General features: G+C 69.7%; 11 protein-coding genes. 7 read left to right on the top strand and 4 right to left on the bottom strand.

Annotation, left to right across the window (positions count from 1 at the left end; translation table 11 throughout):
• Positions 1-65: 65 nt before the first annotated feature.
• The 5 genes from ACFYQ5_RS24490 to ACFYQ5_RS24470 all read left to right on the top strand — a co-directional run bounded on the left by ACFYQ5_RS24490 (position 66) and on the right by ACFYQ5_RS24470 (position 3,738).
• On the top strand, positions 66-701 hold the full coding sequence (locus tag ACFYQ5_RS24490) for an ATP/GTP-binding protein (protein ID WP_389200408.1): 636 nt from the start codon (positions 66-68) through the stop codon (positions 699-701).
• A gap of 196 nt (positions 702-897) precedes the next feature.
• Positions 898-1,308, top strand: coding sequence for a roadblock/LC7 domain-containing protein (locus ACFYQ5_RS24485; protein ID WP_389200406.1), 411 nt, complete (start codon positions 898-900; stop codon positions 1,306-1,308).
• Between the two features lie 108 nt (positions 1,309-1,416).
• Positions 1,417-2,364, top strand: coding sequence for a DUF6397 family protein (locus tag ACFYQ5_RS24480; protein WP_389200404.1), 948 nt, complete (start codon positions 1,417-1,419; stop codon positions 2,362-2,364).
• A gap of 40 nt (positions 2,365-2,404) precedes the next feature.
• Positions 2,405-2,893: a GNAT family N-acetyltransferase gene (locus ACFYQ5_RS24475; protein ID WP_389200402.1), complete on the top strand. Its 489-nt coding sequence runs from the start codon at positions 2,405-2,407 to the stop codon at positions 2,891-2,893.
• Positions 2,894-3,096: 203 nt separating this feature from the next.
• A complete protein-coding gene (locus ACFYQ5_RS24470; RefSeq protein WP_389200400.1) occupies positions 3,097-3,738 on the top strand; it encodes an LAETG motif-containing sortase-dependent surface protein in 642 nt (213 codons plus the stop codon).
• 135 nt (positions 3,739-3,873) lie between these two features.
• Here ACFYQ5_RS24470 and ACFYQ5_RS24465 read toward each other — a convergent pair whose 3' ends face one another.
• The gene (locus ACFYQ5_RS24465; protein WP_389200399.1) at positions 3,874-5,967 is read right to left on the bottom strand and encodes a SpoIIE family protein phosphatase; all 2,094 of its coding nucleotides are present in this window, start codon (positions 5,965-5,967) and stop codon (positions 3,874-3,876) included.
• 178 nt (positions 5,968-6,145) lie between these two features.
• Here ACFYQ5_RS24465 and ACFYQ5_RS24460 point away from each other — a divergent pair, with 178 nt between their 5' ends.
• Positions 6,146-7,204: an enoyl-CoA hydratase/isomerase family protein gene (locus ACFYQ5_RS24460; RefSeq protein ID WP_389200398.1), complete on the top strand. Its 1,059-nt coding sequence runs from the start codon at positions 6,146-6,148 to the stop codon at positions 7,202-7,204.
• A 75-nt stretch (positions 7,205-7,279) separates the two neighbouring features.
• Here ACFYQ5_RS24460 and ACFYQ5_RS24455 read toward each other — a convergent pair whose 3' ends face one another.
• The 3 genes from ACFYQ5_RS24455 to rhaI form a co-directional block, all read right to left on the bottom strand.
• The gene (locus ACFYQ5_RS24455; protein ID WP_389200396.1) at positions 7,280-8,761 is read right to left on the bottom strand and encodes a rhamnulokinase family protein; all 1,482 of its coding nucleotides are present in this window, start codon (positions 8,759-8,761) and stop codon (positions 7,280-7,282) included.
• 82 nt (positions 8,762-8,843) lie between these two features.
• Positions 8,844-10,889: a bifunctional aldolase/short-chain dehydrogenase gene (locus tag ACFYQ5_RS24450; RefSeq protein WP_389200394.1), complete on the bottom strand. Its 2,046-nt coding sequence runs from the start codon at positions 10,887-10,889 to the stop codon at positions 8,844-8,846.
• A gap of 69 nt (positions 10,890-10,958) precedes the next feature.
• The gene (gene rhaI / locus ACFYQ5_RS24445; RefSeq protein ID WP_389200392.1) at positions 10,959-12,125 is read right to left on the bottom strand and encodes an L-rhamnose isomerase; all 1,167 of its coding nucleotides are present in this window, start codon (positions 12,123-12,125) and stop codon (positions 10,959-10,961) included.
• 211 nt (positions 12,126-12,336) lie between these two features.
• On the opposite strand from rhaI, the gene ACFYQ5_RS24440 reads away from it, so the two are divergent.
• Positions 12,337-13,229: ArsR/SmtB family transcription factor (locus ACFYQ5_RS24440; protein WP_389200390.1), on the top strand; the 893-nt coding region annotated here is incomplete at its 3' end.

Raw genomic sequence — 13,229 nt, 5'->3', positions numbered from 1 at the left:
TCGGTGACTGCCTCTGCTTGCCATGCTGTCGCCCCAACTGGTGGCACTCGCGAGAGAAGTGATCGATGTCCTCCGAGCAGAGGGACAGCACGGTTGAGGAAGAGGGCGGGGACTCCAAGGCCCTCGCCTTGAAGATGCTGGTCGCCGGCGGCTTCGGAGTCGGCAAGACGACACTCGTCGGCGCAGTGAGCGAGATTCGGCCGCTGCGGACCGAGGAACTCCTCAGCGAGGCCGGGCAGTCCGTCGACGACACCGGCGGCGTGGATCAGAAGACCACTACGACCGTGGCCATGGACTTCGGGCGCATCACCATCCGGTCGGGCCTGTCGCTCTACCTGTTCGGCACGCCGGGGCAGGACCGGTTCTGGTTTCTGTGGGACGAACTGTCGCAGGGTGCGCTCGGAGCCGTCGTCCTGGCCGACACACGGCGGCTCGAGGACTGCTTCCCTGCCGTCGACTACTTCGAGCACCGCCGAATTCCGTTCGTCGTCGCCGTCAACTGCTTCGCGGGCGCACGCACCTACGCCGAGGACGACGTGTCGCGCGCCCTGGATCTGGACCGGGGTACGCCCGTCGTCCTGTGCGACGCGCGTGACCGCGCCTCCGGAAGAGAGGTCTTGATCCGGATGGTCGAGTACGCCGGGCGGATGCATGCGGCGAGACTCCTCGACTCGGTCGGCCAAGGGGCCGACCCGGCGTGAGACGAGGGGCCCGGCAGGGCCATCCGGGTCCAGGTCCTGTGCCGGGCACCTGACTTCGACGGAGGCGGACCGTGGCGCGAAGCAACGCCTCCGGGGTGGAGAGGCGCTTGCCCGCAGGGAAGCCGTACGCGAGGCTTGCGCGGACCGCGCGCAACGCACGGAACGCGGGATACGGAGCAACGGGGAGGACGAGCACATGGCGCTGGACCGGGGACTTGACTGGCTCCTTGACGATCTCACGAGCCGGGTGGAGCACATCCGGCACGCGCTGGTGCTGTCGAACGACGGGCTGGTGACCGGGGCCAGCACCACTCTGGCCAGGGAGGACGCGGAGCACTTGGCGGCGGTCTCGTCCGGGCTGCAGAGCCTGGCCCGCGGCTCGGGCCGTCACTTCGGGGCGGGAAGAGCCCGCCAGACCATGGTGGAGTTCGACGAGGCGCTGCTCTTCGTGACAGCGGCAGGGGACGGCAGTTGCCTGTGCGTGCTGACCGCCGCCGAAGCCGATGTCGGTCAGGTCGCCTATGAGATGACTCTGTTGGTCAACCGGGTGGGCGAACACCTCGGCGTAACGGCACGGCAGGACGTCGAAAGTATCGACCACCTCTGACCTGTGCCTTCTGTAGATGCGCGAGAGTTATCCACAGGCTCCGCGCAGGATTCCTCCCCGAGCTACCGTGGTCACACAGAGTATTCGACCTCATGGGGGAGGAAGGCCATGACCGTTACGGAAGCCACCCGCACGCGCACCGCCGACGAGACAGCGCCGGTGTGCGTGTCCGCGGGACGCGCGGCTCGGGAACTGACCCTGAAACGCGGCGAATTCGATCTCGCCGTCCATCTGGGACTGATCGGTGCGGAGCCGGCGACGGGCGGGGCGAGGCCGCGGATCCGGCAGGAGGAGATCGATCGGCTGCGCGCTCTGCCGGGGTTCCCCGAATCGCTTCGGGACCGGGTGCGCACAGCGGGTACGGCGGAAGGTGCCACGCTGCTCAGGGTCAGCCCCGTGCGCTTCACAGGCCTGGCCCGCGTCGGGTGCATCTCCCCGGTCGCGTTCTATCTGAACCGCTATCGCGCGGTGGTCTGGCTCTATCTGGTGGACGACCTTCTCGCCTTCGCCGCGAGGGAGCCCGATCTGCTCGAGGGGAAGAGCCCGGCGGGGATGCGGACCATGCTGGACGCGGGCACCGACTGGCGTGCGCGTAACTGGCGTTCGCGCAGGATCGACCGACTGCAGAGCCGGACGGAGGATCCGTGGGCACGCGCGGCCTTGCAGGCATCCGCCCTTGACCCGGTCCAGTTGGCGGAGGTGGTGGAGGACCCCTACGAGCGTGCCTACCTGGCTCGGGTCCAGCCGGATTCCGCCTTCGCGCGCCCCGGGTCCGTCTCCGGGAGGGAGGCCATGGTGAGGCTGATACTGGCGGATGACCCGGACGAAATCCTCTGGCGCCGGGTGAATCTGGCGCTGGAGCTGGAACACGCGCGTGAGACCCGCCCCGCCCCGCGACCAGGGTACGACCCCGCGTTCCGCGCGGGGCCGAACGCCTCGGGGCCGGTGTCCGTGCGGACCGGCCGGGTGCCCCGCCGCTCCGGTGCACGGGCCTGTGCCGTGCGAGGGCTGCTCGTCCGGGCCGGTCTGCGTCGGCCTGGACGCAGAGATCGCTGAAGGGATTGCGCCGGGTTGCTGGCCCGGGCAAGTTGGCCCCGTGCTGATCAGAGAAGCCACGGACAAGGACTGGCCCGCAATCTGGCCGTTCTTCCACGACATCGTCGCCGCAGGCGAGACCTTCACCTACCCTGTGGATCTTGATGAGGACCTGGCCCGGGGCTGGTGGCTGCTCTCGGAGCCGGACCGCACGGTCGTCGCGGTCGATGATGCCGGGACGGTCCTCGGCACGGCCAAGATGAACCGCAACCACATGGGTAACGGCTCGCACATCGCCAGTGCCAGCTACATGGTCAGCCCGGAGTATTCCGGCCGGGGCGTGGGCAGGGCCCTGTGTGCGTACACGGTGGACTGGGCGAGTAGGGCGGGATATCGAGCCATGCAGTTCAATGCCGTGGTGGAGACGAACGTCCACGCCGTGCGCCTGTATCGCTCCCTCGGCTTCGAGGTCATCGGGACTCTGCCGGAGGGGTTCAAGCACCCCACCGAGGGCTACGTGGGGCTGCACATCATGCACAAGGCCCTCTGATCGCCCTCACCGGTCCCTGCGGCTGGCCGTGAGCGCAGTGGCTTCCGGCCAATCCTGGAGTGTCCCTCATGCCCCAAGTAGCGATGATCTGGGCATGGTTGGTGCATCGCTGAGGCATGGGGCGGGTGTGCCCCCCTCGGGTGGGGGCAGTACTGTGCGCCCCACCGCCATTCCAGCGGTGAACTCATATGGAGGAAGAATCCATGACCATACCCAGGAGATCGTGGCGTGGCGCGGGAGCATTCGCGGCCGCCGCGGTAGTCGGCCTGGCAGGCGGGGTCATCTCCGCCGGTCCGGCCTCAGCTCACACCCCCACCTGGGCCGTGACCTGCTCCGAAGTGACGCTCAACCTGACGGCCTACTCGGGTGAAGCCACCAACGAGGTGACGGTCTCCGTCGTGGGCGGTGACGACCTGCTTGCCACGACCCAGTTCGGCCGTGACTTCAGCACGAAGACCCCGCTCCAGCTCCCGAAGCACGACAAGGAGCTGACCGTCCGCCTCGTCGTCAAGGCCGGGGACGACGGCAAGTACTCCGTCGACGAGACGAAGACCGCTCCGGTGTGCGAGGGCGACACCCCGACGCCGACCCCGACCGAGGCTACGCCTTCGGAGGCCCCGAGCACGGAGCCGCCGACCGAGGCCCCCGAGCCGAGTGCGACGCCGAGCGAGACCGCCACGGAGGCAGCGCCGGCCCCCGCGGAGCCGAGCAGCAGCGCGCCGGACCTGGCCGAGACCGGTTCGTCGTCCGCCACGCCCGTCATCGGCGGAGCCGCTGTCGCGGTTCTGCTCGCCGGTGGCGGCATCCTGTGGTCCGTCCGCAAGCGCCGCAGCGTGCAGCACTGACGCGTCCTAGAACTCCGGGACGACGGCGGTAGAACGCCGACGGGCCGGCTGGGGGCGTGCCGCATCAACTCTGTTGCGGTGCGCCCCCGTTGCGTTCCATGGCAGCCCGCAGCCCGCAGCCCGCAGCCCGTGAGGTCAGGACACGGGGCCGATCTCGCACCATACGGCCTTGCCCTCTCCACGCGGCTCGATGCCCCAGCGTTCAGCGACCGCATCGAGAAGCAGGAGACCACGCCCGGAGGTCGACGTCTCGCCCGGAGTACGGCGTCGCGGCCAGACACTCGAGCGGTCCTGGACCGACAGCCTGACGCGCCGAACGGGCTCCGGCAGCACCTCCAGCGTCAGCACCGCCCCGCCCTCCGTGTGGAGCAGCACATTGACCAGCAACTCCCCGGTGATCAGCACGGCGTCGTCCGCCAGGACTGCGAGGTCCCAATCCGTCAGCGCCTGACGCACGATCGCCCGGGCCTCCGAGAGCCCTTGTGGGTCCGCCTGATGGACGTACTGATGCAGCCGCGGAGCACGGGGCGACCCGAGATCCGGGGTGCGCCGCAGGACCAGCAGCGCCACGTCGTCGCCCGAACCCCACCGCTCCCACAGCCGGTCCGACAGATGGTCGGCCAGCGCCTCGGCACCGTCGGGTCCGTCGCTCACCTCATGGATCAGCGCGGCGACCCCCGTGTCGACGTCGGCACCCGGTTCCTCGACGAGCCCGTCGGTGTACAGGACGAGGGTCTCGCCCGGCACCAGGTCGAGGCGGGTCTCCGGATACTCCTCGTCCCAGAAATCGGTGGAGATCCCCAGGGGCAGACCTCCGCGCACCTGGGGGACACCGACCCGCCCGTCGGTGTGCTTGATCAGCGGCCCGAAGTGTCCGGCACGCGACACGCGCATCGCCCCCGTGGCGAGGTCCACCTGTGCGTACGTCGATGTGGCGAACCGGTCGGTGTCCAGCTCGGCGAGGAAGCGGGAGGCCCGCGCCAGTACGGTCGCTGGAGGGTGCCCCTCGGCGGCGTAGGCGCGCAGAGCGATACGTAGCTGGCCCATGATCGCTGCCGCGTGCGTGTCGTGTCCCTGTACATCACCCACCACGACGCCGATACGTCCCCTCGGCAGCGTGATCACGTCGTACCAGTCGCCGCCGACCTCGCGCCCGCTCCACGCCGCGTGGTAGCGGACCGCGATCTCTCCGCCCTCGACCTCCTGGATCCGCCGTGGGAGCATGGCCGACTGGAGGCCCGTGGCGAATTCGCGTTCCTCGTCGAAGAGGATCGCCCTCTGCAGCGACTGGGCCACGATGGCGGCCAGCCCCAGGCACAGGATCCTCTCGTCCGCGTTGAACTCCGTGCGTTCACGGTAGAAGAGCGCGAGTCCGCCCAGCGAGCGGGCCTGAGCGATCAGGGGAAGGTAGGCGACGGCGCGGAAGTTCAGTTCGCCGATGTGCGGTGCGAGCACCGGATAGCGCCGGATCAGCGAACCGAGTGAGCTGATCCACCGGGGGCGTCCGCTGAGGATCGTGTCGCCGAGGGGAAGCGTCGCGTCGAGCTGCCCGGAACCCAGGCCTTCGAGTACCTCCACCGAGTCACCGCTCAGCGCGATGATCCTGAGCACGGAATTTTCCACCAGCCCGAGCGCCAGTCCGTCCGCACCGATCCCGACCAGGCCGCCCGGGCCGGTGAGGGCGGTGGTGACGTCATCCACCGTCACCGCACGTGACATCGCGGCGGTGGTGGCTTCGACGATGCTCGTCTGCCGACGGCGCCGCTTTTCCAGATCCAGCACGAAGGCCGAATGGGTGACCTCGGCCGTCGCGTCCCGCACCACACCGATGACGCGGTGCGCCTGGCCGTCCTCAGACCGCAGGATCCGTGCCTGGACATGGGTCCACTGGCGGGTCCCGTCCTCCAGGGGAACCTGGAAATGGACGCTGTAGGAGTTGGCCCCACCGGAGATCGCCTCGTTGATGGTGACGTCCAGACGTGCGCGATCCGCAGCGTCCAGCCGTTCGACCACCGCCGACGGTGACGCGTCGAACGTCGCGGGATCCAGGCCGAAGACCAACAGCCCGGCTTCGTCGATGTCCACGGTCCGGGCGTCCAGATCCCATTCGAAGCTGCCGGTGCGGTTCATGGCGAGGCGCTCCGCGGTCCCGGTCTCACCGGCGTGGCGCCGGTCGGACCGATGCCGCGGATCTGGGTCGTCGTCTGCTCGCCGTGAAGGGTCGGTCATGCCTGCTCCGGAGGTCGTCCGGCGGGGCTGCTGCGTGTCGCGGCCCGTGGATCTCAATTGTCGAGCCCGCGATGCGGGCGTGCCACAGCGGTACCACGGGAGACCCGGCGCCGGACACCCGTGACGGCCGTCGCAGAATGGCACGCGGAGACCGTCCACGGCTGACCGGAGCGCACACATGAACGACGACGAGCCCGTCCTGCTGCATAACGAGGGTCACATCCTGCACATCACCCTCAACCGCCCGAGGGCCCTGAACGCGCTCACCCACACCATGGTGCGCGGCATCGGCGAAGCGCTCACCCTGGCCGCTGCCGACGACGCGGTCACCGCCGTCGTGATCGGCGGATCCGGCGGGCGGGGCCTCTGCGCGGGCGGCGACATCAGGTCGATCTACGAGGACGCCCGCGCGGGCCGTCGCGCCTCCGTGGACTTCTGGCGTGACGAATACCGTCTGAACGCCCAGATCGCGAGATTCCCGAAGCCGTACGTGGCGCTCATGGACGGCATCGTGATGGGTGGCGGCGTGGGCGTATCCGCCCACGGCGACGTGCGCATCGTCACCGAACGCTCACGCGTCGCGATGCCTGAGACCGGAATCGGCTTCGTTCCCGACGTGGGGGGCACCCACCTGCTGGCCGCGGCCCCGGGTGAGCTCGGCACCCACCTCGCACTCACCGGCCGGGCCGTCGAGGCGGCCGACACCCTGCTGTGCGGGCTGGCCGACCATTTCGTCCCGTCGCACCAGCTCGCCGGCCTCACCACCGCGCTCGCCGGATGCGTGACACCCACCGAGGTGACGGAGACCGTGCGGCGCTACGCGACAGACGCCCCGGAAGGGGAACTCGCGGCGCACCGGGCATGGATCGACGACTGCTACGCCGCCGACACCGTCGAGGAGATCATCGACCGGCTGGTGGACAGCGGACTGCCCGCTGCCAAGGAGACCGCCGACGCGCTCCTCACCGCATCACCCACCGCGCTCAAGGTCACCCTGGCCGCCGTACGCCGCAGTGCACGGCTCAGCAGTTTGGAAGCATCCCTGGACCAGGAGTTCCGTGTCTCCTGCCGTGCCTTCACCGGACATGACCTGGCGGAGGGTGTTCGTGCCCGGATCATCGACAAGGACCGCACTCCGCGATGGCACCCCGCCGAGCTCGGCGAGGTCACCGACGCCGAAGTCGCTCGCCACTTCGAGCCGCTCGGCGACCAGGAACTCGGCCTGTCCTCGATCTGACCACCCCTGCCCTGCGGGGCCAGGCGGACCTCCGGGCCCCGCCGCCCGCGTCGGCACAGGGGGCCAGGGGGCCGCTCAGACGCGAACCGTCAGCCGGTCCGCCGCCCGGTCCCAGGCTCCCGGGTCGCCTTGCGGGGTGTAGTGGCGCAGTTCCTGCGTGCGCGCGACCAGCCGGCGCATGTCCGTCAGCCCGCCCACCAGCCCGTGGGACCGGGCCTGCAGCAGGACGTTGCCCAGTGCGGTGGCCTCGGCGGGCCCCGCGGTGACCGGCAGGCCGGTCGCGTCGGCGGTCCACTGGCACAGCAGCTCGTTGCGCGAACCGCCGCCGACCAGATGGATCCGTGTCAGCTCGCGCCCTGCCAGCTCAGCGGCCTCACGCAATGTCCTGCGATGGGCCAGCGCGAGGCTCTCCAGCACACAGCGCACATATCCGCCGGGGCCGTCCGGCGTAGCCTGACCGGTCCGGGTGAGAGCGGCGTCGATCCGCGACGGCATGTCTCCCGGCGCCAGGAACACCGGATCATCCGGGTCGATCACGGCGGCGAACGGCCGGGCACGCGCCGCGTCGGCGAGAAGAGCCGCCAGGCCCGTCGACGTCCCGTCGCGTTCCCACGTACGACGGCATTCCTCCAGCAGCCACATGCCCATGATGTTGCGGAGATAGCGCACCGTGCCGTCCACACCGCGTTCGTTGGTGAAGTTCGCCGCCCGCGACCCCTCGGTCAGCACCGGCGCGTCCAGTTCCAGACCCGCCAACGACCAGGTCCCGCACGACACATACGCGAATCCCGGTTCGGTGGCGGGGACCGCGGCCACGGCCGATGCGGTGTCGTGCGAGGCGACGGTCGTCACCGGTGTGTCCGCCGGCAGGCCGGTGAACCCGGCCACGTGCGGAAGCAGGGTGCCCGCTCGCTCGCCCGGTTCGCGCAGAGCGGGGAACAGCGAACGGTCCAGCCCCAGCTGCCCGATCAGCGCGTCGGACCAGCCGCCGGTACGCGCGTCGAACAGACCGGTCGTCGACGCGTTGGTCACTTCCGCACCCACCGACCCCGTCAGCCAGTACACCAGCAGGTCGGGCATGAGCAGCAGCGTCCGGGCAGCCGGCCACTGAGCCGTCGAACGATGGGCTGCCAACTGGAAGACCGTGTTGAACGGCAGGTGCTGCAGTCCACCGATGCCGTACAGCTCCTGTGCGTCGAAGTGGCGCAGGACCTCCTCGGCGGCGGCCGTGTTGCGCCCGTCGCGGTAGTGGAACGGCAGACCGAGGAGCGATCCGTCGGAGTCCAGTAGACCGTAGTCCACGGCCCAGGTGTCGATGCCCACCGAGGTGACGGGGCCGTTGCGCGCCGCCGCGCGCAGTCCTTCCAGCATGCCCTGGTACAGGGCGAGTACGTCCCAGCGCAGCCCGTCGGGCAGCCGGACCGGCGTGTTGGCGAAGCGGTGCGCCTCGGTCAGCACCAGCTCGTCGGGGCGGACCCTGCCGGTGATCACCCGGCCGCTGGTGGCGCCCAGGTCCACCGCGGCGAACACCGGGTCGTGTCGTGAAGTCGCAGGCATGGAAACTCTCATCCGATCCGGGCAGAGCCGCGCCCCGGGTGCGCGCGGTACGGCATCCGGGGCGCGGCATAGTGGTACCTGGTCAGCGCAGGAACGCCGCCGCCACACCGGCGTCGACGGGAATGTGGAGGCCGGTGGTGTGGGTGAGGTCCCCACCGGTCAGCGCGAAGACGGCGTTGGCGACATGCTCCGGGAGCACCTCGCGCTTGAGGATCGTGCGCTGCGCGTAGAACTCGCCCAACTTCTCCTCCTCGATGCCGTAGGTCGCCGCGCGCTGGGCCCCCCAGCCTGCCGCGAAGATTCCGGAACCGCGCACCACCCCGTCCGGGTTGACCCCGTTGACCCGGATGCCGTGTTCGCCGAGCTCGGCCGCCAGCAGGCGCACCTGGTGGGCCTGGTCGGCCTTGGTGGCCGAGTACGCGATGTTGTTCGGGCCCGCGAACACGGCGTTCTTGGACGCGATGTAGATGATGTCGCCGCCGAGATCCTGGGCCCGCATCATCCGCGCGGCCTCACGGGACACCAGGAACGAACCGCGCGCCATGATGTCGTGCTGCAGGTCCCAGTCCCGGGCCGTGGTCTCCAGCAGCGGCTTGGAGATGGAGATCCCGGCGTTGTTCACGACCAGGTCCACACCGCCGAAAGCGAGTGCGGCGGCCCTGAACGCATCGGCGATCTGCTCCTCGGACGTGACATCCACGGTCACCGCGACGGCCTTGTCAGGGCCGCCGAGCTCCTCGGCGACAGCCGCCGCGTTCACGGCGTTCAGGTCCGCGACGACGACACACGCGCCCTCTGCGACGAGCCGGTGAGCGATGGCCTTGCCGATGCCCGAGCCGGCGCCGGTGACGAGCGCGACCCGCGTGGCCAGCGCCTTCGCCTTCGGCATCCGGCGGAGCTTGGCCTCCTCCAGTTCCCAGTACTCGATGCGGAACTTCTCGGACTCCTCGATCGGCGCATACGTGGAGACGGCCTCGGCGCCGCGCATCACATTGATGGCGTTGAGGTAGAACTCCCCGGCGACCCGGGCGGTCTGCTTGTCCTTGCCGAACGAGAACATGCCGACACCGGGCACCAGCACGATCGCCGGATCTGCTCCGCGCATGGCCGGCGAGTCGGGCGCCGCGTGACGCTCGTAGTACGCGCGGTAGGCCTCCCTGTACTCCTCGTGGAGCACCTCGAGACGGGCCACCGCCTCCTCCAGCGGCGCGTCGGCCGGCAGATCGAGGACCAGCGGGCTGACCTTCGTACGGAGGAAGTGGTCCGGACACGACGTGCCGAGAGCGGCGAGACGGGGGTGCTCGGCGCGGGAGAGGAAGTCCAGCACGGGCTCCGCGTCGGTGAAGTGCCCCACCTGCGGCCGGTCTTCGGACGCCAGCCCGCGGATCACCGGAGCGAGGGCCGCGGCCCGCTCCCGGCGCGCCTCCTCCTCCAGGGGGCCCCGCCCCGGGAGTACGGGGCCGAAGGGCTCGGCCCTGCCGTGCTCCTCGAGGAACGTCTCGGCGGTACGGATCATCCAGAGGGCATTGCGCTCACACTCCTCGGAGGTGTCGCCCCAAGCCGTGATGCCGTGACCGCCCAGGACCACACCGACCGCCTGCGGATTGGCTTCCTTGACGGCCGCGATGTCGAGACCCAGCTGGAAGCCGGGCCGGCGCCAGCCCACCCAGGCGACCTTGTCACCGAAGCACTCGGCAGTCAGCTTCTCGCCGTCGGCAGCGCACGCCAGCGCGATTCCGGAGTCCGGGTGCAGATGGTCGACGTGTGCGGCCTCGACCAGAGCGTGCATCGCGGTGTCGATCGACGGGGCGGCGCCCCCCTTGCCGTGCAGGCAGTAGTCGAACGCCAGGACCATCTCGTCCTCGCGCTCCACCCCCGGGTACACGTCCTTCAGCGCTCGCACGCGGTCCAGCCGGAGCACGGCGAGACCGGCCTCGGTCAGCGTGCCGAGGTCGCCGCCCGAGCCCTTGACCCAGAGCAGTTCGGCCTCGCCACCGGTGACCGGGTCGGTCTCCGTCGCCTTGGCCGAGGCGTTACCACCGGCGTAGTTGGTGTTGCGGGGGTCGGAGCCGATCCGGTGAGCGCGCTCCAAAAGCGCGGCGACTTCGGCGTGCGTCGCGGACGTCATGAGGGTTCCTTCGAGAAGAGGGGACGGGCGGGTGCGGCTGGACGTACGGAGTCAGGGGACGGGCGGGACTCAGGCGCCCCAGCCGGCCTGCTCTCCACCTACGCGGTCGGCGGCGATGCGCTCCTGGTTACCGGAGGCGAGGTAGGCCGCGAACGGGTCGCGCGCCAGACCGAGCTCCTCGCGGACGTCGGCGAGCAGCGGCCGTACGTCCGTGTTGAACGCGTCCATCAGTACCCCGTTCGAGGCCAGGACATCACCGGAACGCTGCGCCTCGGCGAGGGCCTCGGCGTCGATCAGCAGAGCCTTGGCGGTCGCTTCCTGGACATTGGTGACCGAGCGGATGACGGCCGGGATCTTGGCCTCGATGTTGTGGCACTGGTCGAGCATGAAGTTGACGTTGGTCTCGATGTCGAGGCCGCCGTTCTTGGCCACCTCGTGCATGATCCGGAAAAGCTGGAACGGATCGGCGGCGCCTGCCATCAGATCGTCGTCGGCGTAGAAACGGGAGTTGAAGTCGAACGCGCCGAGCTTCCCCTCGCGCAGCAGGAACGCCACGATGAATTCGATATTGGTACCAGGCGCGTGATGGCCGGTGTCGACGACGACCTGAGCCTTCGGCCCGAGCTTGAGGCAGTGGGCGTACGAGGTGCCCCAGTCCGGGACGTCGGTGGTGTAGAAGGCGGGCTCGAAGAGCTTGTACTCCAGCAGCATCCGCTGGTCGTCGCCGAGCCGCTCGTAGACCTCGCCGAGCGCCTCGGCCAGACGGTCCTGGCGGCTCGAAATGTCGTCCTGGCCCGGGTAGTTGGTGCCGTCAGAGAACCACAGTTTGAGGTCGGGCGAGCCGGTGGCGTCCATGATGTCGACGCACTCGAGCAGATGGTCGGTGGCCTTGCGGCGGACCTTCGGGTCCGGGTGGGTGACCGATCCCAGCTTGAAGTCGTCGTCCTGGAAGACATTGGAGTTGATCGCACCGATCCGCAGCCCGAGCTCCTCGGCGTACCGGGTCAGCGCCGCGTAGTCCTCCACCCGGTCCCACGGAATGTGGAGCGACACCTTGGGGGCGACGCCGGTATAGCGGTGCACCTGCGCCGCGTCCGCGAGCTTCTCGAACGGGTCGCGCGGGACACCGGGCTGGGCGAAGACCTTGAAACGCGTCCCGGAGTTGCCGTAACCCCAGGACGGCGTCTCGATGACCTGAGACTTCAGAGCTGCCTTGACGGCCGACACATCAGACATGAACACCTCGTAAGCAGAGTCATCCGGCGACCTGTCAGGATCGGGGATGTGAATCGTTTCATCCGGAACGTACGCTAGGTTTGAGCACTGCTGCTCGTCAAGCAGCTGGTCAGTTTCTTCTGGATTTGAATCAATTCACCGCGTCGCGCGGGCTGCTTCCGGACAAGTGGCCGCATTGACAGGTGACCGAAAGGTCACATATTTTTGCTGTATGGACTCGGTATTCAAAGCCCTGGCCGACCCGACGCGGCGCAGTCTGCTCGACGAGCTGTTCCGCGACGACGGACAGACACTGAGTGAGCTGGAGGCCCGCTTCGAGATCACGCGCTTCGCCGTGATGAAGCACCTCAAGCGCCTGGAGTCGGCGGGCCTGGTCGTCACGCGACGACGGGGGCGGGAGAAGCTCCACTTCCTGAACCCGGTGCCCATCCAGGTCGTCCACGACCGGTGGGTGAGCAAGTACGCGGAGCCATGGGCCGCCGGGCTCAGCGGCCTCAAGACCCCTCTGGAGAATCCCATGGAGAAGGTCTTCGAGATCTACATCCGCACGACTCCCGAGCGCCTCTGGGAGGCGATCACCGATCCCGGCATCAGAAGCAGGTACCACTTCGGCGCCCGCGTGACCTCGGACTGGACCCAGGGCTCACACGTCGAGATGGGTGCTCCCGGTGCTCCCGGCCTGCTCGGCGAGGGGCAGAACCTGGAGGTCGACCCGCCGCGCAAGCTCGTCCAGAGCATGGTGGCGCTCCGGAGCGACGAGGCGAGGAGCGAGGGCCCGACCCGCGTGACCTGGGAGATCGAGCCCGTCGGCGACTCCTGTCGGCTGACCGTCACCCACGACGAGCTTCGCGAGAGTGCCGGCGAGGAGCTGTACGGTGGCTGGCCGATGATCCTGTCCGGTCTGAAGACCTGGCTGGAAACGGGCGAGACCCTCACCACCCCCGGCGCGCTCCTGTACGGCGGGGCGGCGGGGGGGGGGGGGGGGGGGGGGGGGGGGCGGGGGGGGGGGGGGGGGGGGGGGGCGGGGGGGGGGGGGGGGGCGGGGGGGGGGGGGGGGGGCGCGGCCGCGCGCCGGGGGGGGGGGGGGGGGGGGGGCCCCCCCGG

This window comes from Streptomyces sp. NPDC005794, from assembly GCF_042871445.1.
In the GTDB taxonomy this organism is placed as follows: domain Bacteria; phylum Actinomycetota; class Actinomycetes; order Streptomycetales; family Streptomycetaceae; genus Streptomyces.
Note: the sequence above shows the minus strand (reverse complement) of the source record. Positions and strands in the feature narration are given on the sequence as shown.

Bases quoted from the DNA above. Each gene is read 5' to 3' on its own strand.
- ACFYQ5_RS24490 (WP_389200408.1), top strand. From the start codon at position 66: ATGTCCTCCGAGCAGAGGGACAGCACGGTTGAGGAAGAGGGCGGGGAC.
- ACFYQ5_RS24485 (WP_389200406.1), top strand. From the start codon at position 898: ATGGCGCTGGACCGGGGACTTGACTGGCTCCTTGACGATCTCACGAGC.
- ACFYQ5_RS24480 (WP_389200404.1), top strand. From the start codon at position 1,417: ATGACCGTTACGGAAGCCACCCGCACGCGCACCGCCGACGAGACAGCG.
- ACFYQ5_RS24470 (WP_389200400.1), top strand. From the start codon at position 3,097: ATGACCATACCCAGGAGATCGTGGCGTGGCGCGGGAGCATTCGCGGCC.
- ACFYQ5_RS24465 (WP_389200399.1), bottom strand. From the start codon at position 5,967: ATGACCGACCCTTCACGGCGAGCAGACGACGACCCAGATCCGCGGCAT.
- ACFYQ5_RS24460 (WP_389200398.1), top strand. From the start codon at position 6,146: ATGAACGACGACGAGCCCGTCCTGCTGCATAACGAGGGTCACATCCTG.
- ACFYQ5_RS24455 (WP_389200396.1), bottom strand. From the start codon at position 8,761: ATGCCTGCGACTTCACGACACGACCCGGTGTTCGCCGCGGTGGACCTG.
- ACFYQ5_RS24450 (WP_389200394.1), bottom strand. From the start codon at position 10,889: ATGACGTCCGCGACGCACGCCGAAGTCGCCGCGCTTTTGGAGCGCGCT.
- rhaI (WP_389200392.1), bottom strand. From the start codon at position 12,125: ATGTCTGATGTGTCGGCCGTCAAGGCAGCTCTGAAGTCTCAGGTCATC.